This is a genomic window from Bacillus sp. RC252, from assembly GCF_044909215.1.
Taxonomy (GTDB): domain Bacteria; phylum Bacillota; class Bacilli; order Bacillales; family Bacillaceae_G; genus Bacillus_A; species Bacillus_A mycoides.
Window position 1 is genome coordinate 43105 of the sequence record NZ_JBIYDV010000005.1, and the last position, 23308, is coordinate 66412.

Below are 23308 nucleotides of genomic sequence, written 5' to 3' on the forward strand. Positions count from 1 at the left end.
ATCCTAAGAAATCTCTCCTTATTCTCTTTTTATCAGTGTTGACACATAAAAAGAAGTTCAGATAGAAAGTTGTATTTTACAAATCTTATACACTTAAGGATTTTGTAAGGATCAAGTAAGAAAAACGAGAGCTTTGTTTCGTATAGTCAAAATATAAAGTGAAGGAAGAGAGATTACGATAAAACCAGAATGACTGATTTTAGATAAACCTATCAATGGTTTAGACGACTCTTCTTTTCCATACTAATCATCATGTCTTTTTTTAGAGTAATAATATCAGTAGGTCCAAGTTTGGGAGATTACTTGCAGATATTTTGAAGTTTTTGCACCAGAACTTTAATTACCATACCTGTTTTTTGCCATCACATATTGGAGGTTAAAACATGAATAAAAAAAAGAAAATACAAAAATCAGTACTTTCCTTTAGCCTACTCTTTTCTTTAGGCGTTTCATCTTTCCCGCTTACAACAGCTATTCACGCAGATACACGTGAGGAACAATCTGCAGAAAAGAAACTAGTCTCTTTAACGGAGCGTACATCATTATTTTTTGAATATCTCCAGCAAGGTAAGTATGCAGAGGCACTCCAGTTGACGTCTGCTGCTTTTCAATCCAAGTTTACAGCAAACACATTACAAAATTGGTGGACACAAAGTGGGATAAAAATCATGGGAACACCTGTAATAAAAGAACGAAACTTGGTCCATCAGACGGTGGAAATTCCAGGAGCTATTGAAGGAACTACCATACCGCTACTCATTAAATTCACACCTGGCGGGAAAGTAGATGAAGTTGGGGAAAGGCCGCCCCAGGAATCTTACATTCCGCATCCTAGCTATGACCAACCTGCTTCCTATCAAGAACGTGAAATCGTCATTGGAAATTCTACTTATCCGTTACCAGCCACATTAACAGTTCCGAAACATAAGCCTGGTGAAAAGGTACCCGTAGTTGTTCTTGTTCATGGTGCTGGCATCCATGATCGCGATGCTACCTATTTGGGAACAAAAATCTTACGAGACCTTGCGGTGGGCCTTTCATCCAACGGAATTGCAGTGTTGCGCTATGAAAAACGTACCTTAGAACATGCATTAAAGATGAGTGCAGAACCTGTTACGTTAGATCGTGATACTACAGATGATGCCATATATGCAGCAAAGTCAGCAGCGCAGCAGGAAGGCATTGATCCAAATAATATTTTCATTCTCGGACATAGCCAAGGAGCTGGCACAATGCCGCGTATACTGAGCAAAGCGCCTTCCTCACTTGTTCGAGGTAGTATCTTACTCGCACCACCTGCACGCCCTTTGACTGACACTGCCATTGATGTGAGTCAATACCTTGGGGCGCCAAAGGAAGTAATCGATGAACTAAAAAGACAGTTCGCTTTTATCCTGGATCCTACTTTCAATCCTGACCATCCACCAGCTGACTACAATTTTCCGTTTCCGTCTCCTCACTTTATGTATGATGTTACTAGGTGGCGTCCAGTTGAGGAGGCAAAATCACGAAAAGAGCCTTTACTGATTCTGCAAGGGGCACGCGATTATCAAGTAACAGTAAAAGATGAATATACAAAATGGCAGGAGGGACTTTCAAACCGCGGGAATGTTCAGTTCAAAGAATACCCGAAATTGAATCATTTCTTCACGGAGGGTGACGGGGAATTGAGTCTTCCAAGTGAGTACGAAATCCCTGCAAATGTTCCCGAGTACGTCATCCAGGACATTATTACATGGGTCAATGAGACAAAAAAATAAGAAAACATCGAAAGCCTTCATGCAATCATCATTGCGTGAAGGCTTTTTTGAAACTAGTGATTTTAACTAAATCATTCTCTTCTATTTTATTAATCAACACTAATAAGAAACCTCTCCTTTCCCTCTTTTTATCAGTGCTGGCACATAAAAGAAGGTTCAGGCACAAAAATGAGCTGTGGAGAAGACTTTCTCCACAGCCTGAAAATACCTATCTTTGTAAACCTCGTTTATAACGACTTGCTTCAAATATAATACGCTCTTCATCTAACGTTTTACATTCGCCATTCCAAACGACACGCTTTCCGTTAATAATTACATCGCTAATATCTTTTCCACTAGCAGCATATACAAGATGCGATAATACTTCGTCTGCTGGTTGTAAATGCGGCTTATTAGATGGGTCAATCGTAATAAAATCGGCACACTTTCCAACCTCAAGTGATCCTGTTTGTTTCATACCGATTACTTCAGCAGCTCCTTTAGTCGCAAGTGTAAGAGCTGTTTCAACTGGTAACGCTGTTGCATCTTGGTGAATACCTTTTTGCAGTAAAGTCGCTATACGCATTTCTTCAAACATATCTAAATTGTTATTAGATGCCACACTATCTGTTGCAATTCCTACTTTCATTCCTGCTTCTAGCATCGCTTTTACATTCGCTATACCAGATCCTAGTTTTAAATTACTATTCGGGTTATGTGCCACTCGAACATCATGTTCTGCTAAATATGCACGCTCATTTTCATTTAACACTACACCGTGCGCAATAACTGTTGGGCGTTTAAACAATCCGCAACTTGCTGCATATTCTACTGGACGTTTTCCGTACTGTGCTTCAATATCACGTACTTCACGCTCTGTTTCCGAAAGGTGAATATGAACCATCGTTTGATTTTCTACTGCAATACGTGCGCATTCTTCTAACAGTTCTGTGGAACATGTATATGGACTATGCGGTGCAACCATCGTAGTTAACATACCACTTTCGTTATAGTAACGCTTCACATATTTCTCAGCTTCTTCAATTGCTTTCTTTTCATCATCTTTCGTTCCGAAGCTAAATAAAGTTCTTGAAACAGCAGCTCGCATCCCACTCCTTGATACCGTTTCCATAATTGCATCTTGATCTACTCCAATTGGATTAAACATGTCAGAAAATGATGTTGTACCACTTTTCACCATTTCAAGTAATCCTAATTCCGTACTAGCGACCGCAAGCTCTGGAGTGAACTGGCTTTCAAGTGGCCAAATTCTCGTCTCAAGCCATGGTTGTAATAACATATCGTCTCCAATCCCTCTTAAGAGACTCATTACAACGTGTGTATGTGTATTTACAAGCCCTGGTAAAACCCACTTTCCTTTCATGTCAATTACTTCATCTACTTCAAAATTATTAGCAAATTCTCCGCTATTTACATCTATAATTTGATCATTTTCTACAATGATATATCCATTTTCTATCACTTCGTTTTGTTCATTCATCGTTACGATTGTAGCGTTTACATAAGTTGTTTTCAAAAGTATTTCCCCTTTCAACTCTATGAAGTTCCCTTTAATAAGTTACCACCATTATAGTAACTTATTAAAGATTAAGAGTCAAAAGATAATTTTAATTCTTTCATTATCTTTTCCTTCAAAATGCTATATTGTTTTTCATTTGTATCTGCAAACGCTTCTTCCCGATTTGATTCCATATCCAAATAATTCAGGTTTTCATTGAATTGAGCCTCTGTAAAATCAAACCTATGTCCATCTATACAGTTATAAAAGTGCCACACCTCTCCTATTTTTGTCTTCTTGATTTGCCCTCCGCATATATCTTGAATGGCTAAAGCCGTTACACCACACTGTCCCTTTGCTGGATTTTCACTTGTCCACTTAGAGCTCGTTTCTATTGACCAAGATCTTATCAAAGCTTCATATATTTGTTTTTTCTTTACATTATCCATTTTCATCTTCCCCTACTATCAATCGTTTTACACTTCATATTGCAAAAGTGGTAAAAGACGATTTTTAAATACTGTTGATGACGTCTCTCCGATTAACTTTGCTCCCATCTTTAAATAATATCCTTTTGCATTCGGATCACTATCAATCGTAAAACTTTTTAATCCTAGTTCCTTCGCTTTTTCTATTACATTCTCCCAAAGTATTTTCCCGTAGCCTTTCCCTTTAAAACGAGGATGAATGTATAGGAAATCGAGAGCATTATCGTCACGTAAAAATGAGAAAAAACCAATCTTCGTATTATCATTTTCTAAAACATATACAAAATTATTTTTTATGTACTCTTCTGTAACTGTTAAATCTCCCTTACAAGCAAGAATAAATTCTTCGCTATAATTCCACGTTGCTTTTGAATGTAGCGCGAGTTCACTTAATTCATTTGCTTCACTTAATAACGCTTTTCTTATCTTCATGATTCTTTCTCCTTACCTTCGATATATAAACTCTTAAAGTGATTCGAAAAGTAATTTAAAAAACCTCTTATTTACGTAAATAAGAGATTACTTTTATAAATCTTTATTATAGGTAACAATTTTTTAAAAGAAAAAGAACGCCATTCCTGAAAATTGGCGTTCTTTTTCTTTTAACCTTTATGGCATATTATATTGAAAATCATTTGTTTTACTATTTTTATACTACATAACTATATAGTTTCTACTACCGCTTCAAGCATTGTTCCATTTTTAGCATAATTCGTATGCCAAGAAAAAGCTTTTTCTAAAACATGAGGCGTTTGTCCACCTCTTGTTTGTGCTTCTTCGAAATAAGCTCTTAGCTGGTCACGATACATTGGATGTGCGCAATTCTCAATAATTAGTTTCACTCTTTCTCTTGGCGCTAGTCCTCTTAGGTCAGCAAAGCCCTGTTCAGTGACGATAACATCTACATCGTGTTCAGTATGGTCTACATGAGAAACGAAAGGAACGATACTTGAAATGTTACCATCTTTTGCAATCGATTTCGTAACAAAAATCGCTAGACGTGCATTTCTTGCAAAATCACCAGAACCACCAATACCGTTCATCATTTTTGTACCTAAAACGTGAGTGGAGTTAACATTTCCGTATATATCTAATTCTAAAGCAGTATTAATCGAGATTAATCCGAGGCGGCGAATGATTTCAGGGTGATTAGAAATCTCTTGCGGGCGCATCATTAATTTGTCACGATATTTTTCAAAGTCGGAAAATACTTGTTGCATTTTCTCTTCAGAAAGCGTGATGGAGCAGCAGGAAGCAAAATTGACTTTCCCAGCATCCATTAGATCAAAGACCGCATCCTGTAAAACTTCAGAATACACTTCTAAATCTTCAAACTCCGAATCTAGCATGCCGTGCAATACTGCATTAGCAACTGAACCAATTCCCGATTGTAACGGTGCTAAACTCTTTGTTAATCGGCCTACTTTAACTTCTTCTCGAAGGAACTCTATTAAATGTTGTGCCATAATGACAGTTTCTTCATCTGGAGGAACAATTGTCGATGGTGAATCCAGTTGATTCGTAAACACAATCCCCTTCACTTTTTCTGCATCAATCGGGATACCGATCGTTCCAATTCGATCATCCGTTTTTGCAAGCGGAATCGGAAGTCTTTCCCCTTGTTTACCTGGTTCATATAAATCATGCAGCCCCTCTAGTTGCGTAGATTGAGCCATATTCATTTCAATAATAATGGACTTAGCATTTAAGGAAAATGCTAAGGAATTTCCAATTGAAGTGGTTGGAATAATCATGCCGTCTTCAGTAATCGCAACCGCTTCCAAAATAGCGACATCTATATCCATAACGTCAGCACGGAGTAGCTCTGCTGTATGAGATAAGTGCTGATCCACAAATAAAAAGTCTCCGTTATTAATTCCTTTTCGCATAGTCGCATCGGCTTGGAAAGGCAATCTTTTCCCTAAAATTCCTGCCTCAGCAAATAATTTATCTACATCCGAACCTAAGGAAGCCCCTGTATAAACATTTACTTTAAAAGATTTATCATTCTTCACTCGGTTCACCAGCGCAAACGGGACTGCTTTTACATCCCCAGCACGTGTAAATCCACTTAATCCTAAAGTCATTCCACTTTCAATCCATGAAGCTGCTTCTTCAGGTGTAACTACCCGATCTTTTAAACGTTGATCCCTGATTCTATCCAAATTATTCTCCATATGTAATCCCTCTCTTAATGAATATTCATAATTATTTTACACATTAACACTATGAAAATAGGGATTTTAGTATACAATGCCGAAAATTCAGATAAAACAGCAAATCTAGGTTCTAAAGCAGAATAATTTAGAATCCTAGAAGCTTACGAAAATAACTGGCGTATGATTGACTAACTGGTACTCTCTCTCCGTTATCCATAGAAAGTAAAAAAGTAGAATGGGTATCAGGATAAATCGCTTTAATATGATTAACATTTACAATAAATGAACGGTGACACCTAATAAATGAATCTTTCGGAAGCAAATATTCGAATTCTTGTAGAGAGTACTTATGTGTTCCTGTTAACTCTTCTGAATTCACATACGTCTTTTTATCTTTAGCCTCTAAATACATCACCTTTGAAAAAGGAACCGGAACCCATCCGTCTGTTGTTTTTAAAGTAACGACTGACTTACCATCCGTTAAAGCTGGATAAATTGCCGTCACGCAACCTTCAATCTTTCCATTATTTGAAAATGGTACGGCCATTCCATGATAAGGAATACCGAAAACATCCCGGTTAATAAATTCAGAGGCTTTTTGCTTCGTTACCATTGCTTTATGAGCAATTGTCCCTTCCTTAATAGGATCACCGGTGCTAATCTTTAAATCAATTCGTTTACTTGGCCGATAGTAAATATATTCTTTCGTATTCGAAACGGCGATTGATATTTCATCTGAAAATAATTCCCCAACAACATCTAGTAGTATACCTAATGTTTTATCTTCCATACTATAAACACCTCATTCACTATTATACTACTATTATGATTTAAAAAACCGTTCAGCATTTTGAACGGTTTTACAAACAATTTAGTTCACCTTAGCCCCATAACATCTTGCTACTGCAACTGCCTGCGCTATATCTAATTTTACATTTTTTAAATCGAAACTTTTAAAATCAACTCTATCAACTACAGCTCCTCTTAAATCTGCGCCGCTAAGTTTTACCTTGCCTAATTGTGCACCCGTTAAATCCGCTTCACGTAAATCTGCTTTTTCTAAATTACATTCATATAGGTCAGCTTCAATTAAACGTATACCCTTTAGCATTTGTTTACTTAAATTCGCAAACCTTAAATTCGTATAGGACCAATCACCCGATATTATAGTTATTCCGTCTAAATTCGCTTCTTCAAAATCAGAGCCGGTCATTTTACATTCTTCAAACTTCGATACGAATAAATTCGCACCAACAAACTTACAATTCGCAAATGTCGTTCTTTGATGGATAGAAGCGTTAAAAAGAGCACCGGTAAAATCACATTCTATGAAATTACAATTTTCAGTAGAAACTTCCGATGCATCTATCCCTCTAAAACGGCATTTTATGAAAGTACAATTCTTCAATTCCTCTTCTTTAATCAAAACATCTTGAAAATCTATTTCTACATATTCTTTATTAACAAATTCACTCATAACTATTCCTCCATCTCCTTAAAGAAACCTCACTTCAAAAAAGTGAGGTTTCTTCTCATACAATATGCTTATCTAGCCAAGAAATCAAATCTTGAAATACTTCATCTCGATTTACTTCATGGAACATTTCATGTCTTCCATTTTCATATAAACGAAGTGTTACATCTTTCACATCACATTTTTTATAATTTTCATATACTTCTTTTACACCTTTCCCCATATCCCCAACAGGATCACGATCACCTGAAAAAATATGTATCGGAAGGTTTTTCGGTGTTTTCTTGAACTCTTCTAGTTTATTTACTTCTAATACACCAGAAAATAATTCTCGATAAAAACTAGTCGTACAAATGAATCCACATAACGGATCCGCAATATATTTATCAACTTGATTATTATCTGAAGATAACCAATCAAATTTTGTACGATTTGGTTTAAAGTGTGAATTAAAGTTTCCGAAAGATAAAAAGTTTAGCATCGGACTTTTCGTTTTTGCCCCGCGTAATTTCATCTCAATTGTCGCCACTTTATGACCGATACTTCCTAAAAGCCCTGGATTTCCACCAGTTCCTGAAATAAGGAATCCATCATATAATTCCCCTTTCAGTTGTACAGCACGTCTTGATAAAAAAGAACCCATACTATGTCCAAGTAAAAATAACGGGCATGTCTGCTCTTCTTTTATCATTTCCGAAACAAAGATAACATCAGACACAGCCTGATTCCAACCTACATTTGGTTCAAAATGACCATAGTCTTCTTCTCTTTTTACTGTTTTTCCATGCCCTTTATGATCATGAGCATAAACACCATATCCTGCTTCTAATAAGGCATCAATAAATTCTGTATAAACACCTGCATGTTCTGTCATACCATGTGCAATTTGAACAATTCCCCGCGGATTTCCTTCTGGTAACCATTTACGCAAGTAAATTTCCGATTTATCCAATGCCGTAACGAAATTTTCCTGTATGCTCATTCCGACAGCCTCCAAATCTATTATGTATATCTTTTTTTATAATGAATAAACATTCATTATTCTTATTATGTATTATATGCAATTGCTTTCATTATGACAAATGATCTATTTTTCCGATTACATATTAAACTATTATCTTGACGAATTTAAAATAAAATTATATAGTTACTTACATAAAGTAATTAATATATTTTTAGGAGGTTTTAATCATGATGCCCTCACTATTTTTAGCACATGGATCACCTATGCTTGCTATTCAAGATACAGACTATACACGCTTTTTAAAGACACTTGGAGAAACATATAAACCGAAAGCTATTGTTATTTTTACCGCTCACTGGGAAAGTGAAGTATTAACGATCTCCTCTTCAGATGAAGTATATGAAACAATTTATGACTTTGGAGGTTTTCCTCCTGAGTTATACGAAATCAAATATCATGCGAAAGGCTCTTCTAGCATTGCGTCTATGCTAGAAACAAAATTTAAAAACAAAGGCATTCCAGTCCATCATAATATGACGAGAGGTTTAGATCATGGCTCATGGACACTCCTGCATCGTATGTACCCAGAAGCCAATATTCCTGTCGTACAAATATCAGTAAATCCATTCCTTCCTGCAAAAGAACAATTTGAAATTGGAGAAGCACTAAAAGGACTTGGACAAGAAGATATTTTAGTAATCGGCAGCGGAGTTACTGTTCATAATTTACGAGCATTAAAATGGAATGAAACAACTCCGGAACAATGGGCGATTGAATTTGATGATTGGATTATAAATCATATGCATACTGGCGATAAAGATGCATTGTTTAACTGGGAAAGAAATGCTCCTCATGCACAATTAGCTGTACCAAGAGCGGAACATTTTGTTCCTCTATTTATCGCGATGGGTAGTGGTGAGAACGACGGTACGGTCATTCACCGTAGCTACGAGCTTGGTACATTAAGTTATCTTTGCCTTCAATTTTAATGAAAAAGGATGAAGCAATATTGCTTCATCCTTTTTCTGTTTTTCATTCACATAGTTAACTAACTTCCAAATGTCGTTTCTCTGATACCTCTTCGTTCTTACTATGAAAATAAACCCAAATGCACGCAATAAATAATAGTGATGATGTAGAGAAGAAAACATATTGGAAGCCTGCATGAGCTGCAATTTGTCCACCAAGTACTGGCCCAATCATATTTCCTAAAAACTGAAACGATTGATTATATCCAAATATTCGTCCCGTTACATGGGTTGGTGTATGTTGTTTTAGTAGAGTTTGTACGGAAGGTAATAGTCCTGCTTGTGCAATACCTAATAAAAAGCGAAGAATTAATAGTTGCCAAGCTGAGGTTACAAATGCTTGCGGAATAAAAATAATTCCTGCCGCAAACAACGCCACAACTAACGTTTTTTGAGGTCCAATACGATCTGATAATCTACCTAACTTAGGAGCTGCCATAATAATAGCTAAACCTGTCGCAGACATGACTGCGCCTGCAATCATTTCAATATGAGCTGTTCCTGGGCCTTCTAAATTCTTTACATACAATGTAATAATAGGTTGAATTGACATGTTCGCAAGTTGAATAATAAATGTTGTTACAAATAAACTAATAATTAAATGCTTTGCTGGAACCATCGTCCATACTTTTTTCGGTTGTACTTTTTTTGCTTGAGCGGAGTGATTCTCTTCATGTAGAAAGAAAAAAACGATGAGAAAAGAAAGGAATAAAAAAGCTCCTGTAACAAGAAAAACATGGCGCATTCCAATTAACTCAGACAAATATCCTCCAAGTAACGGGCCAAGTAAAGAACCGCTCACGCCCCCAGTTGAAATTGTGGAAATTGCCCAACCTGAATGCTCTTTCGGAGTTTCTGCTGCAATAAATGTCATCGCTGTAGAAAGGAAACCTGATACCGATCCCATTAAAAACCGAAGTGCGACTAATTGATACACATCTGTCACAAACCCCATAAGCGTCATAATTATCGCCATACCAAGGCTAGCACGTATAAGCATCAATTTCCGTCCATGTATATCACCAAGCTTGCCCCATATTGGTGATACGATCGCACCCATTAAAAATGTCACACCAAATGCAAGTCCCGACCACTGTGCAATACTAGCAGTGCCGGTCACCCCTAATTCCTCAATATAAAAAGATAAAAAAGGAATTACTAAACTCATACCGGCTGCAGTGGTAAAACAACCCAGCCAACAAATCATTAAATTTCGTTTCCAGTTGGCCATTTTCACACCTTCTTTCATTAGATACCCATTCTACACCCTTTCTTGTAAAAAGTTTAGTAATTTGCTTTATACATAATAAAACTCTATCCCTTTGCATTCTTTGCAAAGGGATAGAGTTAATTATCTCCTATTGGTATTAAACGTGCATTACAGCATCGCTCGTAAAACTCAATCGGACCTGCTTGTCCTATAATTGCATACTCATATCCGATTTTCTTCATGTTATATAAACAATGATTCAATAACGTCTTCCCAACACCGTTCACACGATTATGTTTCGCTGTACCCATCGGGCCAAACAGCCCTTTCTTTCCTCTCACAACATCATAACAAGCGAAACCAATGATTTCTCCTCCTTGTTCAGCAATAAAAATAGGTAACTCTTCTTTATATGTCCGAAATCCATAATCTAAAGATTTTAACCAACGCTCCCCAAATTCATCCTTAACAAAACGTGCCAACTTTTCAAAATCAGAAGAAATCGCTTTTCTAATATTACAGCTTAAACTATTACAAATAGGATCAGATCTTGTTAATGCAACCGTCAAGTCTCTTGGTTCAGATGTAATTTGCAATACATCTTTTTTCGTCTTTTCACTTATAACCTTATTAATAACTTCATCCCCTTGAAAAATTGCATATAAAACATGCCCTTCATTTATTACTATTTGCTGAAAACGTTCCATCCGTTTCTTCGCTACTTTTAAAACTTCTATCGTCTTATTTGAAACTTTAAACTCCCCAACATTTATGTATTCTATATCATTTTCATAATATTGTTGGAGTAACGATATCTTTGCTAAAAAATCCATACCCACCGTATGAAATAAATACATATGTAACTCCGCGCAAACTCCAGTACCTTCCTTACAAGCTCCTATAAATAGATGAACTGGATGGATAATACCTTTACTACACTCAGCCTCTTCTGCTGCGATCTCCAATATTTTATATGCACGTTTTGTAAATTGGAATTCCACCATCTATATCCCTTCCCCTAATGACTTATTATCAAACCATAACCATATATAATAGAAACAATTACTCCAACCATTAATATGCCTGGAAGTAAATTTGCCACCTTAATTTTAATAACACCAAGTAAGTTCAAGCCAATAGCGGCTATCATAATACCACCTGTAGCTGTCATTTCCACTATAAATTGATTCATTAATGCTTTCGGGACCAAACTATTAATTTGTGTTGCAAAAACCGCAATACCTCCTTCGTATAAAATAACTGGAATCGCCGAAAATACTACGCCAATTCCTAAAGTTGTCGTTAATATAATAGAAATAAATCCATCAATAATCGCCTTTGTAAATAAAATATCATGATTTCCGCGAATCCCGCTGTCGAGTGCACCAAGTATCCCCATCGCACCAATTGCAAAAATTAAAGTAGCTGTTACAAACCCTTCTGATATGCTCCCTTTCCCTTTCGATCCAACTTTATTTTCTAGCCAATCTCCTAACAGCTTTAACTTTTCCTCTAGTTGTAGCCATTCCCCGATGACGGTACCAATAACTAAACTTAAAATGACAACAAGAAAACTTTCACTTTTCAATGCCATTTGAAGTCCAAGCACAGTAACCGCTAAACCGATTGCATGCATAATTGTTCCCTTCATACTTTCTGGAATCCTACTAAATAATTTTCCTAGTAAAGTACCAAATATAATACAAATCCCATTTACAACCGCTCCTAATATAACCATCTCTCGTTCTTCACCCTTCGAATTCTTTATTTCTATATTTTGGTTTATACATTGATTTACAGGTTATCTATATGTTAACTTAATATTGAGAATATTAACAAATGTTTTCACTACATAAACCGCAATTTTTTGTAGTTATACATAAAGTGAAACTTTAACTAGCGCGAGTTTTACTGCCCACAAATTGCGGTATAAACTCAAAAGGGAAGGTATTTATGAAAACTTTACTAAAACGATTTCTGTTAATAGCCTTTTGCATTACACCAATTGTTTTATTAGTTAACTACTCTTTTATTTCAAAAGCGAAAGACAAACCCGATTTGCAAAACAAATCTAGTAAAACAGCTTCAACAAGTGAAAAGAAAATAGAAGACCCGGAAATCACACTCACCTTCTCTGGTGATACAATGTTCGATTGGCAATTACGTCCCGTAATCGAAAAAAATGGGGCTGATTATCCATTCCAACACGTAAAAGAAGAAATAACGAAAGCTGATATTTCTTTTGTTAATTTAGAGTCAGCATTTACAACGAGAGAACAAAAAGTAACTGGGCAACAATTTTGGATTAAAAGTGATCCATCCACACTACAAGCCATTAAAAACACCGGATATGACATCGTGAACATTGGCAATAACCATACGCTTGATTATGGGCAAGATGGACTACTAGACACCATTTCTCACGTCGAAAAATTAAAACTACCTTACACTGGAGCCGGAAAAAATGCTGAAGATGCTTATACTGCTCGTGAACTAACTGTAAAAGGAAAAAAGTTTAAATTTCTTTCCTTTGTACGCTTTATGCCCAACTTTAATTGGGTAGCTGGTGACAATAAACCCGGCGTTGCAAACGGATATGACCTAGATCTTGTAACAAAAACGATTCAAGAGCAAAAGAAAGATGCTGATTATGTAATCGTCTATATGCATTGGGGCGTCGAAAAATCTAATCGTCCAATAGAATACCAGAAACAATATGTTCCGAAAATGGTAGAGGCGGGTGCTGATGCAATCGTTGGAAGTCACCCGCATTGGTTACAAGGATTTGAGTATTACAATAAAGTTCCTATCGCATACTCGTTAGGAAACTTTTTATTCCCGAATTATGTAAATGGAAAGAGTGCCGAAACAGGCGTATTAACTTTAACCTTTAAAGGTAAGGATGTCCAAATGTCATTCAATCCTTACATCATTCGCAACAACCAAGTTTCTCCTGTAAATGAAGAAGAAAAGAAAAAAGCACTGCAATATTTACAAACGGTTTCAACTGATGTAGAAATTGATGATACTGGGAAAATAATAAACAAACGCAACTAAACAGTACGAGATTCATTTCTCTGTAACATACATTACGGGATAGGTGATGAACATGCTGAAAAGCTTATTAGAAAATATAAGTCTGTTAGAAAACGTGTATAAAATATCTATAGCGATCCTGCTTTTATGTTCATTTTTTTCTGTTAGACTTCTAAGAAAAGTAAAGCGAGAGAGAAAACTTACTCCCTTTGAATTCACAATATATGTAATCATTCGTATTGCAATACTTTTTTGGTTAACTAGCTTTATCCTTCTTGAATATGGAGCGTATTTCGTTTAACTTTCAAAGAATAAAAAAGATAGAACAAGCAGGATTTCCCTCCGCTTGTATCTATCTTTTTTATTTCAAGTAGAATTGTATATTAACTCTTTTCTTTTATTAAATAAGTAAATCAAACAGCACAGGATTTTTATTAAGCTCCACGAATTGAATGTTATTTTCTTGAAAACGAGTAATTAAAGCTTCATAGTCTTCCTTATGCTTTAATTCTACCCCCACTAAAGCTGGACCATTTTCTTTATTATGTTTCTTAATATACTCAAAGCGAGTAATATCATCTTCCGGTCCTAATCCTTTATCAAGAAACTCTCGTAGTGCTCCTGAACGTTGCGGAAATTCAATGATGAAATAGTGCTTTAATCCTTCATGAATAAGGGATCGTTCTTTCATTTCTTGCATTCTATCAATATCATTATTTCCACCACTTAACGTGCATACAACTGTTTTTCCCTTTATTTCATCTCTGTATAGATCAAGTGCCGCAATAGAAAGCGCACCAGCTGGCTCTGCTACAATCGCATTTTTCTTATACAGTTCTAAAATCGTTGTACAAACCTTTCCCTCCGGTACTAAAACAATATCATCAATTACATCTTTACATGTTTCAAAAGTTAACCTTCCTACCTTCTTAACAGCTGCTCCATCAACAAAACTATCAATCTTTTCTAATGCAACATTTTCATTTTGAAGAAAAGCTTCTTTCATAGATGCAGCTCCCATCGGTTCTACACCGATTACCTTTGTAGTAGGACTAACCCCCTTTACATATGTACCAATACCAGATGCTAATCCACCACCGCCAATTGCTGTAAATATATAATCAACTGGTTTCTCCATATCATGCATAATTTCAACAGCGACTGTTCCTTGACCAGCAACGACATACGGATCATCAAACGGATGTACAAATGTCATCCTATTTTCTACACAATAGCGCTGCGCCTCTTGGAAAGAACTATCAAATGTATCACCAACTAATACAATGTCTGCGAAATCACCACCGAAAAATTCAACTTGTGATACTTTTTGCTTAGGTGTCGTTGTCGGCATGAAAATTTTTGACGGAATCTTCAATAAATTACACGTATAAGCAACTCCTTGTGCATGATTACCAGCACTTGCACAAACAACACCATTTTGTAACTTTTCTTTCGGTAAACTTTGAATTAAATTATACGCACCACGAATTTTGAAAGAACGAATAACTTGTAAATCTTCTCGCTTAACATATACGTCACATTCATATTTCTCAGATAAAACTGAATCTCGTTGTAACGGTGTTTTAATAACGATATCTTTCATGCAATTATGAGCCATTAAGATATCTTCAATTTTCACTCTCTCCTTTACATTTTGCACCATTTTATATCATCCTTATCTCTTTTTATATTGGCTCAATCAAAATTCGGGATTTTCAGAACTGCACCTGTATTCGCCGATGTTACCATTTGTGCATAACGTCCAAGCCACCCAGTTTTCACTTTTGGTTCTGGTCGTTTCCACCCTTTTTTACGCTTCTCTAATTCCTCATCACTAACTCTCACTTCTAACAAGCGTTCCTCAACATCAATACATACAATATCTCCTTGTTCAAGAAGTGCAATCGTTCCGCCAGCTGCTGCTTCTGGTGAAATATGCCCTACCGAAATACCACGTGAAGCACCAGAGAAGCGACCATCAGTTAAAAGTGCAACATCTGCTCCTAATCCCATACCAGCAATTGCTGATGTTGGTGCTAACATTTCCGGCATACCAGGTCCGCCTCTTGGTCCTTCATAGCGAATAACAACTACATCTCCTTTCTTAACTTTCCCAAGCATAATGCCGGCAAGCGCCTCATCTTGTGAATTAAAAATAACGCAAGGTCCTTCAAATCGTTTTACTTCTGTTGCTCCGCTTTTAATAACCGCTCCGTCTTTCGCAAGGTTTCCTTTTAATATACGTAATCCTCCTTCTTCACTATGAGGATTTTCTAGAGAATGAATAACTTCCTTATCTTGAATCTCTGCATGAGCAATATTTTCTCTTAATGTTTGCCCAGTAGCAGTTATACGATCAAGGTGAAGTACCCCTTCTTTTCGGCTCATCTCTTTCAAAATTGCACTAATCCCGCCTGCGCGATCGATATCTTCCATATGCCAATTAGAAGCTGGACTTACTTTACATAAATGCGGTACACGTCTTGAAACTGCATCAATGCGGTTCATATCGTAATCTAACCCCGCCTCTTGTGCGAGTGCTAACGTGTGTAATACTGTATTCGTTGATCCACCCATCGCCATATCAAGTGCAAACGCATCATCAATTGCCTCTTCTGTTACAATGTCGCGTGGTTTAATATCTCTTTCAATTAAAATTTTTAATTTTTCTGCTGCTTGTTTAATTAACTCCTCACGTCTTGGATCAATCGCTAAAATACTCCCGTTACCAGGAAGAGCTAAACCTAACACTTCACATAAACAGTTCATAGAGTTCGCTGTAAACATACCGGAACAAGAACCACAAGATGGACAGCCATGATCTTCAATATCCTTTAATTCTTCTTCTGAAATTTTCCCAGATTGATAGGCTCCTACCCCTTCAAAAACAGAACTTAAATCGACAACTTCCCCTTTAGATGTTTTCCCCGCTGCCATCGGACCACCTGAAACGAAAACAGTTGGAATGTTTATTCGAAGTGCAGCCATCATCATACCTGGTGTAATTTTGTCACAGTTTGGAATACAAATCATTCCGTCAAACCAGTGTGCATTTACAACCGTTTCTACTGAATCTGCAATGATTTCACGACTCGGAAGCGAATAACGCATACCGATATGACCCATCGCAATACCGTCATCTACTCCAATTGTATTAAATTCAAATGGAACCATGCCTGCTGCACGTACTGCTTCTTTAACAAGTTTCCCAAACTCATTTAAGTGCTTATGACCTGGAATAATTTCAATAAAAGAATTACAAATTGCTATGAATGGTTTATCAAAATCTTCATCTTTTAAACCAGTTGCTTTTAATAAACTACGATGCGGAGCTTTATCAAAACCTTTTTTAATCATGTCACTTCTCATCTTGTCAAATCCCCTCTTACATATTTTTCACTTATACTCTATTAATCTATTTCTATACTAATTCTTTCGGTGCATGAATCCAGCTCATCATTTCACGAAGCTCTGCTCCTACTTTTTCTAGCTGATGATTTTGTTCTGCTTTTTTCATCGCACTATACGTTGGACGCCCTGCTTGATTTTCTAAAATCCATTTCTTCGCAAATTCACCTTGCTGAATTTCTGTAAGAACACGTTTCATTTCCTTCTTCGTTTCATCTGTAACAATTCTCGATCCTGTTACATAATCTCCAAACTCTGCCGTATCTGAAATAGAATGACGCATACTCGTTAATCCGCCTTCGTACATTAAATCAACAATTAACTTTAATTCATGCAAACATTCAAAGTATGCAATTTCAGGACGATATCCACCTTCCGTTAACGTTTCAAAACCAGCTTTCACAAGTGCTGTTACTCCTCCGCAAAGTACTGCTTGCTCACCGAATAAGTCTGTCTCTGTTTCTTCTTGGAATGTCGTTTCAATTACACCTGCACGTGTACAACCTACACCTTTTGCATACGCTAGTGCTACACTTAATGCTGTTCCCGTTGCATCTTGATGCACTGCGACTAATGCTGGGACACCATTTCCTTCTTGGAATACACGGCGAACGAGATGACCTGGACTTTTCGGCGCGACCATCGCTACATCTACGTAACTTGGCGGATTAATTTGTCCGAAGTGAATATTAAAACCATGTGAGAAAAGTAACATTTGTCCTTCACGAAGATTCTCTTCTACTTCTGTTTTATATACATACGCTTGTTGTTCATCCGGCAATAACATTTGTACAACTTGTGCGGTTCGAACCGCTTCTGAAACAGACATTACTTCAAATCCATCAGCTTTTGCTACTTCATATGACTTACCAGGGCGAACACCAACTACAACTTCCACACCAGAATCTCGTAAATTTTGTGCTTGTGCATGACCTTGAGATCCATATCCGACTACCGCAACTGTTTTCCCTTTTAATAGCTCTAAATTTGCATCTTTCTCATAATAAGTTTTCATATTCCATACACTCCTTATAATTTATTTACTTGCAGTACATTGATTAATTTTTTCAACTGACTGACAAGTAACGTTGCTTCATTTTCAGTACAAACTGCTGTTAGTTTCACTTCAGAAACACCACTTGTATCTCTTTCGTTTAAGCTTAAAGAAGAAATATAATAACCACGCCGAGCAAAAATTCCGCTTATACGTAATAAGACGCTCGGATCGTTATGAATAACTAATGAAAAAGTATGACTCATTCTTCCCACCTCTTCATAATCATTTCGTTATTCCCTTTGTTTGGCGGAACCATCGGAAAAACGTTCTCACCTTCTTCTACACAAAAGTCAACTACGACAGGACCTTCATGAGAAAATGCTTCTAGCATTACCTTTTTCGCCTCAAACGAATTTGTTGCTCTTAGCCCTTTTACACCATAAGCTTCTGCTACTTTCACAAAATCTGGTGACCCAATTCTCGATTCCGACAAACGGTTTTCATAAAACATTTCTTGCCATTGCCTTACCATTCCTAAAAATTTGTTGTTTATGATGAATACTTTGACAGGAATATTATTTTCAGCAATTGTTTGCAGCTCTTGAATGTTCATTTGGAAAGAAGCATCACCAGCAATACAGATGACAAGTTCTTCTTCTTTTGCAAGCTGAGCACCAATTGCTGCTGGAAAACCAAATCCCATCGTCCCTAATCCCCCTGATGTTAGGAAAGTCCGTGGTTTTCTCGCTTTATAAAAGTGAGCAGCCCACATTTGATGCTGTCCTACCTCTGTCGTGACAATCGCTTCACCATTCGTTAATTCACTTACTAAGTTGATAACATGCTGTGGTTTTAACTCAAATTCTTTTTGCTTATATGAAAGTGGATATTCTTCTTGCCATTTCTTCACTTTCTGAAGCCATTCATCTGTTTGTGAATAAATAGACATATGTAATAGCATATGTAGCGCCTTTTTCACATCACCAACAATCGGATGCTCTACAGTTACATTTTTATGGAACTCAGAAGGATCAATATCAATATGTACTTTTTTCGAATGCGGAGAAAAAAGTTCTAATTTTCCTGTTACACGATCATCGAAACGAACACCTAACGCCAGTAATAAGTCACATTCTGTTACTGCCATATTTGCAGTGTACGTTCCATGCATACCGAGCATTCCTAAAAACAACGGATCTCCCGGCGGATATGCACCCAGTCCCATTAAAGTTGAAACGACTGGAATACGATTCTCCCTCGCAAGCTTGATGAGTTCTTCAGATCCGCCTGAATGAATGACGCCTCCCCCGATATAAAGGAGTGGGCGTTTTGCTTTTGAAATTGATTTTGCTACCTCCCTCAGTTTCAAACTGTCTGACAAAGGTTCTGGTTTATATCCTGGAATCTCCACTTCTTCATTAAAGAAACATATTACATTTGCATTTTGAACATCTTTTGAAATATCGATTAATACCGGTCCCGGTCGCCCGCTTTCGGCGATGTAAAAAGCTTCTTGCACAGTTCGTGATAAATGATTTACATCACGAACTTGGTAATTATGCTTCGTAACAGGTACTGTAATTCCGACAACATCCGCTTCTTGAAATCCGTCTTTACCAATTAAAGGCGTTGCAACTTGCCCTGTAATGACAACTAAAGGAATCGAATCCATATAAGCATCTGCTAAACCCGTAACTAAATTCGTCGCCCCTGGGCCAGAGGTAGCAAAGACTACCCCAACCTTTCCAGAAGCTCTCGCATATCCTTCCGCTGCATGAATTGCAGCTTGTTCATGACGAGTTAAAACGTGCTTTAAACCACTTTCGTATAACGCATCGTATATTGGTAAAATCGCTCCGCCTGGATAACCGAAAACGGTCGTTACACCTAATTTCTTCAAACATTGAATAACGTGTCCAGCACCTGTAGCTTCTTCACTCTGCAGTTCATCACATGCTGTATACTGTTCCTCCATTTTAATTAACTCCTCTCCCTATTTACGCTAAACTTGCCGCCAATCCTGGAACACGTACTCCTCTTTCTCTCGTTAATTTTTTAAATTCTTCGGTTAATCTTTTTGTTACATCTCCTGGTTTTCCATCTCCAATTTCTCTTGAATCTACTTTCACTACAGGAATTAGTTCCGCTGCAGTTCCTGTTAAAAACACTTCATCTGCTACATATACGTCATGGCGAGTAAATGGCCTTTCCTCACATGGAATACTTAGACGCTCACATAACTCAATCACACTATTTCTCGTAATACCTTCTAGCGCCCCTAAGTACGAAGGAGGTGTTAACACTTTTCCATCTTTCACAATGAAAACATTATCTCCAGACCCTTCACAAACATATCCTTGTTGATTTAACATAAGAGCCTCTAGCACTCCCGCTTGTGCCGCTTCAATTTTTACAAGCACGTTATTTAAATAGTTCATTGACTTAATGCGTGGGTCTAATGCGTCTGGCGTATTACGTCTTGATGCAACAGACACAACGCTTAGTCCATTATCATAAAATTCCTGAGGGAATAACTTTAATTGTTCTGCAATGATAATTACGCTCGGTTTCACACAGCTTCTCGGATCGAGCCCTAAGTCACCTTTTCCTCTTGAAACAATTAATCGAATGTAGGCATCCGTGTATTCATTTTTTTGCAATGTTTGTACAACTGCTTCTTCCATTTCATCTACCGTCATTGGAATTGTAAGTAAAATAGATTTCGCCGATTCATATAATCGTTTCACATGTTCTTTTAAACAAAATACATTTCCTCCGTAACTACGAATCCCTTCAAATACACCGTCTCCGTATAAAAAACCGTGATCATATACTGAAACAACTGCCTTTTCTTTCTCTACAAATTCCCCATTCATATAGATGGACTGGTTTCCCATCTCACATCGCTCCTCTGTTTTATCTCTGTTTTTGCAATCTATTTCTATATCGATTGCTGAGATGAGTATTTTTAACAGAATATTCAGTATACTAACCTTAAAAATATACTCGTCTCAACAATCGATTACTTACACACTTGTAGCAATCCATTGCTGAGACGAGAGACTCGTGGTACCACTCAGCTTCCTTACACTTCTCACGAAATATAAGCTCTGCAAGTCCAATTAGACTTTTGTTTTTCTATCGGAAACAACTCCGCTACTTTTTACTAACTTCAAAAGCAGTGCTCCGAGGTGATTTTCAATGATTCAATTGTTACCACCCTCACAGCCTTTGGGCGGCTCTCTGAAACAATCTTTATCATTTACTCTCCTCTTCCTCGCATTCTTTTATTCTATTTTTTAAAATAAAAACTCTCGCCTCAGCAATCAACTACTACAAATTAGTAGCTTTGATTGCTGAGGCGAGAGTTTCGCGTTACCACTCAGCTTCCTTATACTTCTCACGAAATATAAGCTTCATAGGTCCAATCAGACCTCCGTCCTTTTACCGGAGACGATGCCGCCGCCCTCTACTCAGTTTCCCTTTCGCAAGCGATGCTCCGAGGTGATCTTCAATGATTCGATTGCTACTACTCTCTCAGCCTAGGAGTAGCTCTCTGAAACGACCATAATCATCTACTTTCCTCTTCTTTGCATATACAACATATAAAGTTAGAAAATTCTTAATTCACTTTTATTTGTTACACGTATTATAGGACGCGGTTCTTTTCATTGTCAACATGTTTTTAGAAAAAAATTAAAATTCATTCTATTCACTAGAAATCTATTTATTTTTTCTCAAAACAAAATCGGAATGAACTTCTTACACATACTCATATATTACTTAAGTATGTTCGCATTACTACATAAAGAAAAACAACTTAAAAACATATAAAATTTATGAGGAGATGAGAAAACTATGTTAAAAGGAAAAATAGCATTAGTTACAGGAGCAAGCCGAGGAATTGGGCGTGCTATCGCAAAACGGTTAGCAAACGACGGTGCATTAGTTGCTGTTCATTATGGAAATCGAAAAGAAGATGCTGAAGAAACTGTTCATGAAATTCAATCAAATGGCGGATTAGCTTTTTCTATCGGTGCAAATCTTGAATCTTTACACGGTGTAGACAACCTGTATATTTCTTTAGATAACGAATTACAAAAAAGAACTGGTGGAACACAATTTGATATTTTAATAAACAACGCTGGAATCGGTCCTGGTGCTTTTATTGAAGAAACGACTGAACAATTTTTTGATAGAATGGTTTCAGTAAATGCAAAAGCACCATTCTTTATCATTCAACAAGCACTACCACGTTTACGTGATAATAGCCGAATTATTAATATTTCATCAGCTGCCACCCGCATTTCTTTGCCTGATTTCGTTGCATATAGTATGACGAAAGGTGCAATTAACACGATGACTTTCACGCTTGCAAAACAACTCGGAGCACGAGGAATAACAGTAAATGCAATACTTCCAGGCTTTATTAAAACAGATATGAACGCAGAACTATTGAGCGACCCAATGATGAAACAGTACGCTACTACTATTTCCGCCTTCAATCGCTTAGGTGAAGTAGAAGATATTGCCGATACTGCTGCTTTTCTTGCTTCTCCAGACAGCCGCTGGGTTACTGGACAATTAATTGATGTTAGCGGAGGATCTTGTTTATAAAAAACATATATTTTCAAATCTTTTTTATTGCGCAATAAAACAATTTATATAATACTATATAAAACATATACATTTAGGAGGATTACAGCAATGTCTGAAAAAACATACGAACTCGCAACCTTCGCAGGCGGTTGTTTTTGGTGCATGGTAAAACCATTTGATGAGCTTCCCGGTATTCAAAAAGTACTTTCCGGCTATGCAGGTGGTCATGTAGAAAACCCAACATACGAACAAGTAAAGACTGGAACATCTGGACATTTAGAAGTTGTACAAATTACATTCGATCCTTCTATTTTTCCTTATCAAAAATTACTAGATTTATATTGGCCGCAAATCGATCCAACTGATGATGGCGGACAATTCTTTGACCGTGGTCCCTCTTACCGCACAGCAATTTTTTATCATAATGAAACACAAAAAGAGCTTGCAGAAAAATCGAAGCAAACTCTAGCAGAAAGCGGTATGTTTAAAGATCCTATTGTGACTGAAATTCTTCCTGCTGCACCTTTTTATGAAGCAGAAGAGTACCACCAACATTTCTATAAAAAGAATCCAGAGAAATATGCTAACGAGCAAAAAGAATCTGGCCGTGAAGACTTTATAAAAGAAAATTGGCAAAAAAAATAATAAAAACGCATCGTGCTTTCTTTTTAAAGTGCGATGCGTTTT

At 36.9% G+C, this 23308-nt stretch carries 22 protein-coding genes and 2 other annotated features; of the genes, 6 read left to right on the forward strand and 16 right to left on the reverse strand.

What is annotated here, in order from left to right:
- Positions 1 to 383: 383 nt before the first annotated feature.
- Entirely contained in the window at positions 384 to 1760 is a 1377-nt protein-coding gene (locus ABH960_RS08585; protein ID WP_404444401.1) for an alpha/beta hydrolase, read from the forward strand.
- Between the two features lie 208 nt (positions 1761 to 1968).
- Here ABH960_RS08585 and ABH960_RS08590 read toward each other — a convergent pair whose 3' ends face one another.
- The 7 genes from ABH960_RS08590 to ABH960_RS08620 form a co-directional block, all read right to left on the reverse strand.
- Positions 1969 to 3294, reverse strand: coding sequence for a bifunctional S-methyl-5'-thioadenosine deaminase/S-adenosylhomocysteine deaminase (locus ABH960_RS08590; protein ID WP_404444404.1), 1326 nt, complete (start codon positions 3292 to 3294; stop codon positions 1969 to 1971).
- Positions 3295 to 3347: 53 nt separating this feature from the next.
- Positions 3348 to 3707 (reverse strand): YunG family protein, encoded by a 360-nt coding sequence (locus ABH960_RS08595; protein WP_404444407.1) that lies wholly within the window; start codon positions 3705 to 3707, stop codon positions 3348 to 3350.
- A 27-nt stretch (positions 3708 to 3734) separates the two neighbouring features.
- Positions 3735 to 4178, reverse strand: coding sequence for a GNAT family N-acetyltransferase (locus ABH960_RS08600; RefSeq protein ID WP_404444410.1), 444 nt, complete (start codon positions 4176 to 4178; stop codon positions 3735 to 3737).
- A gap of 230 nt (positions 4179 to 4408) precedes the next feature.
- Positions 4409 to 5923 (reverse strand): succinyl-CoA:acetate CoA-transferase ScpC, encoded by a 1515-nt coding sequence (gene scpC / locus ABH960_RS08605; protein ID WP_404444413.1) that lies wholly within the window; start codon positions 5921 to 5923, stop codon positions 4409 to 4411.
- Between the two features lie 127 nt (positions 5924 to 6050).
- Entirely contained in the window at positions 6051 to 6695 is a 645-nt protein-coding gene (locus ABH960_RS08610; protein WP_404444416.1) for a LytTR family DNA-binding domain-containing protein, read from the reverse strand.
- A gap of 81 nt (positions 6696 to 6776) precedes the next feature.
- Positions 6777 to 7382, reverse strand: a complete 606-nt coding sequence (locus tag ABH960_RS08615; protein WP_404444419.1) for a pentapeptide repeat-containing protein — start codon at positions 7380 to 7382, stop codon at positions 6777 to 6779.
- Positions 7383 to 7437: 55 nt separating this feature from the next.
- Positions 7438 to 8361 (reverse strand): alpha/beta hydrolase, encoded by a 924-nt coding sequence (locus ABH960_RS08620; RefSeq protein ID WP_404444423.1) that lies wholly within the window; start codon positions 8359 to 8361, stop codon positions 7438 to 7440.
- Positions 8362 to 8570: 209 nt separating this feature from the next.
- On the opposite strand from ABH960_RS08620, the gene ABH960_RS08625 reads away from it, so the two are divergent.
- On the forward strand, positions 8571 to 9332 hold the full coding sequence (locus tag ABH960_RS08625; protein WP_002168652.1) for a DODA-type extradiol aromatic ring-opening family dioxygenase: 762 nt from the start codon (positions 8571 to 8573) through the stop codon (positions 9330 to 9332).
- Positions 9333 to 9387: 55 nt separating this feature from the next.
- Here ABH960_RS08625 and ABH960_RS08630 read toward each other — a convergent pair whose 3' ends face one another.
- The 3 genes from ABH960_RS08630 to ABH960_RS08640 form a co-directional block, all read right to left on the reverse strand.
- Positions 9388 to 10602 carry a multidrug efflux MFS transporter gene (locus ABH960_RS08630; protein WP_404444427.1) on the reverse strand — a complete coding sequence of 405 codons (1215 nt, stop codon included), beginning with the start codon at positions 10600 to 10602 and terminating at the stop codon, positions 9388 to 9390.
- Positions 10603 to 10718: 116 nt separating this feature from the next.
- Positions 10719 to 11585 carry a GNAT family N-acetyltransferase gene (locus ABH960_RS08635; RefSeq protein WP_404444430.1) on the reverse strand — a complete coding sequence of 289 codons (867 nt, stop codon included), beginning with the start codon at positions 11583 to 11585 and terminating at the stop codon, positions 10719 to 10721.
- Between the two features lie 14 nt (positions 11586 to 11599).
- Entirely contained in the window at positions 11600 to 12319 is a 720-nt protein-coding gene (locus tag ABH960_RS08640; protein ID WP_404444433.1) for a DUF554 domain-containing protein, read from the reverse strand.
- A 215-nt stretch (positions 12320 to 12534) separates the two neighbouring features.
- On the opposite strand from ABH960_RS08640, the gene ABH960_RS08645 reads away from it, so the two are divergent.
- Positions 12535 to 13638 (forward strand): CapA family protein, encoded by a 1104-nt coding sequence (locus ABH960_RS08645; protein WP_404444436.1) that lies wholly within the window; start codon positions 12535 to 12537, stop codon positions 13636 to 13638.
- Between the two features lie 52 nt (positions 13639 to 13690).
- Entirely contained in the window at positions 13691 to 13918 is a 228-nt protein-coding gene (locus ABH960_RS08650) for a hypothetical protein (RefSeq protein ID WP_033706654.1), read from the forward strand.
- Between the two features lie 99 nt (positions 13919 to 14017).
- On the opposite strand, the gene ilvA is transcribed toward ABH960_RS08650, so the two are convergent.
- From ilvA to ilvE, 6 genes are read right to left on the reverse strand one after another with little or no spacing between them, the layout of a single operon-like run.
- Entirely contained in the window at positions 14018 to 15280 is a 1263-nt protein-coding gene (gene ilvA / locus ABH960_RS08655) for a threonine ammonia-lyase IlvA (protein WP_404444439.1), read from the reverse strand.
- 32 nt (positions 15281 to 15312) lie between these two features.
- Complete coding sequence (gene ilvD / locus ABH960_RS08660) at positions 15313 to 16986, reverse strand: dihydroxy-acid dehydratase (RefSeq protein WP_002012150.1); 1674 nt, start codon at positions 16984 to 16986, stop codon at positions 15313 to 15315.
- A 52-nt stretch (positions 16987 to 17038) separates the two neighbouring features.
- On the reverse strand, positions 17039 to 18040 hold the full coding sequence (gene ilvC / locus ABH960_RS08665) for a ketol-acid reductoisomerase (RefSeq protein WP_404444443.1): 1002 nt from the start codon (positions 18038 to 18040) through the stop codon (positions 17039 to 17041).
- A 14-nt stretch (positions 18041 to 18054) separates the two neighbouring features.
- Positions 18055 to 18285 carry an ACT domain-containing protein gene (locus tag ABH960_RS08670; RefSeq protein WP_002126787.1) on the reverse strand — a complete coding sequence of 77 codons (231 nt, stop codon included), beginning with the start codon at positions 18283 to 18285 and terminating at the stop codon, positions 18055 to 18057.
- A complete protein-coding gene (ilvB, locus tag ABH960_RS08675; protein ID WP_404444446.1) occupies positions 18282 to 19997 on the reverse strand; it encodes an acetolactate synthase large subunit in 1716 nt (571 codons plus the stop codon). The genes ABH960_RS08670 and ilvB overlap by 4 nt, the downstream gene beginning before the upstream one ends.
- A gap of 22 nt (positions 19998 to 20019) precedes the next feature.
- Complete coding sequence (gene ilvE / locus ABH960_RS08680; protein WP_002168658.1) at positions 20020 to 20919, reverse strand: branched-chain-amino-acid transaminase; 900 nt, start codon at positions 20917 to 20919, stop codon at positions 20020 to 20022.
- Between the two features lie 151 nt (positions 20920 to 21070).
- Positions 21071 to 21309: a binding site (T-box leader), on the reverse strand.
- A 67-nt stretch (positions 21310 to 21376) separates the two neighbouring features.
- Positions 21377 to 21622 (reverse strand) — a binding site (T-box leader).
- 258 nt (positions 21623 to 21880) lie between these two features.
- Between ilvE and ABH960_RS08685 the strand changes: the two genes are divergently transcribed.
- Positions 21881 to 22639 carry an SDR family oxidoreductase gene (locus ABH960_RS08685; protein ID WP_002126779.1) on the forward strand — a complete coding sequence of 253 codons (759 nt, stop codon included), beginning with the start codon at positions 21881 to 21883 and terminating at the stop codon, positions 22637 to 22639.
- A gap of 90 nt (positions 22640 to 22729) precedes the next feature.
- Positions 22730 to 23266 carry a peptide-methionine (S)-S-oxide reductase MsrA gene (gene msrA, locus ABH960_RS08690; protein ID WP_002126778.1) on the forward strand — a complete coding sequence of 179 codons (537 nt, stop codon included), beginning with the start codon at positions 22730 to 22732 and terminating at the stop codon, positions 23264 to 23266.
- Positions 23267 to 23308 lie beyond the last annotated feature (42 nt).

Excerpts from the sequence above, each read along its gene's own strand:
- ABH960_RS08600 (WP_404444410.1), bottom strand. The coding sequence starts at position 4,178 with ATGAAGATAAGAAAAGCGTTATTAAGTGAAGCAAATGAATTAAGTGAA.
- ABH960_RS08635 (WP_404444430.1), bottom strand. The coding sequence starts at position 11,585 with ATGGTGGAATTCCAATTTACAAAACGTGCATATAAAATATTGGAGATC.
- ilvE (WP_002168658.1), bottom strand. The coding sequence starts at position 20,919 with ATGGGAAACCAGTCCATCTATATGAATGGGGAATTTGTAGAGAAAGAA.
- ABH960_RS08685 (WP_002126779.1), top strand. The coding sequence starts at position 21,881 with ATGTTAAAAGGAAAAATAGCATTAGTTACAGGAGCAAGCCGAGGAATT.
- scpC (WP_404444413.1), bottom strand. The coding sequence starts at position 5,923 with ATGGAGAATAATTTGGATAGAATCAGGGATCAACGTTTAAAAGATCGG.
- ABH960_RS08620 (WP_404444423.1), bottom strand. The coding sequence starts at position 8,361 with ATGAGCATACAGGAAAATTTCGTTACGGCATTGGATAAATCGGAAATT.
- ABH960_RS08645 (WP_404444436.1), top strand. The coding sequence starts at position 12,535 with ATGAAAACTTTACTAAAACGATTTCTGTTAATAGCCTTTTGCATTACA.
- ilvC (WP_404444443.1), bottom strand. The coding sequence starts at position 18,040 with ATGAAAACTTATTATGAGAAAGATGCAAATTTAGAGCTATTAAAAGGG.
- ABH960_RS08670 (WP_002126787.1), bottom strand. The coding sequence starts at position 18,285 with ATGAGTCATACTTTTTCATTAGTTATTCATAACGATCCGAGCGTCTTA.
- ABH960_RS08630 (WP_404444427.1), bottom strand. The coding sequence starts at position 10,602 with ATGGCCAACTGGAAACGAAATTTAATGATTTGTTGGCTGGGTTGTTTT.
- ABH960_RS08595 (WP_404444407.1), bottom strand. The coding sequence starts at position 3,707 with ATGGATAATGTAAAGAAAAAACAAATATATGAAGCTTTGATAAGATCT.
- ABH960_RS08585 (WP_404444401.1), top strand. The coding sequence starts at position 384 with ATGAATAAAAAAAAGAAAATACAAAAATCAGTACTTTCCTTTAGCCTA.
- ilvB (WP_404444446.1), bottom strand. The coding sequence starts at position 19,997 with ATGGAGGAACAGTATACAGCATGTGATGAACTGCAGAGTGAAGAAGCT.
- ABH960_RS08640 (WP_404444433.1), bottom strand. The coding sequence starts at position 12,319 with ATGGTTATATTAGGAGCGGTTGTAAATGGGATTTGTATTATATTTGGT.
- ilvA (WP_404444439.1), bottom strand. The coding sequence starts at position 15,280 with ATGGTGCAAAATGTAAAGGAGAGAGTGAAAATTGAAGATATCTTAATG.
- msrA (WP_002126778.1), top strand. The coding sequence starts at position 22,730 with ATGTCTGAAAAAACATACGAACTCGCAACCTTCGCAGGCGGTTGTTTT.
- ABH960_RS08610 (WP_404444416.1), bottom strand. The coding sequence starts at position 6,695 with ATGGAAGATAAAACATTAGGTATACTACTAGATGTTGTTGGGGAATTA.
- ABH960_RS08650 (WP_033706654.1), top strand. The coding sequence starts at position 13,691 with ATGCTGAAAAGCTTATTAGAAAATATAAGTCTGTTAGAAAACGTGTAT.
- ilvD (WP_002012150.1), bottom strand. The coding sequence starts at position 16,986 with ATGAGAAGTGACATGATTAAAAAAGGTTTTGATAAAGCTCCGCATCGT.
- ABH960_RS08625 (WP_002168652.1), top strand. The coding sequence starts at position 8,571 with ATGATGCCCTCACTATTTTTAGCACATGGATCACCTATGCTTGCTATT.
- ABH960_RS08615 (WP_404444419.1), bottom strand. The coding sequence starts at position 7,382 with ATGAGTGAATTTGTTAATAAAGAATATGTAGAAATAGATTTTCAAGAT.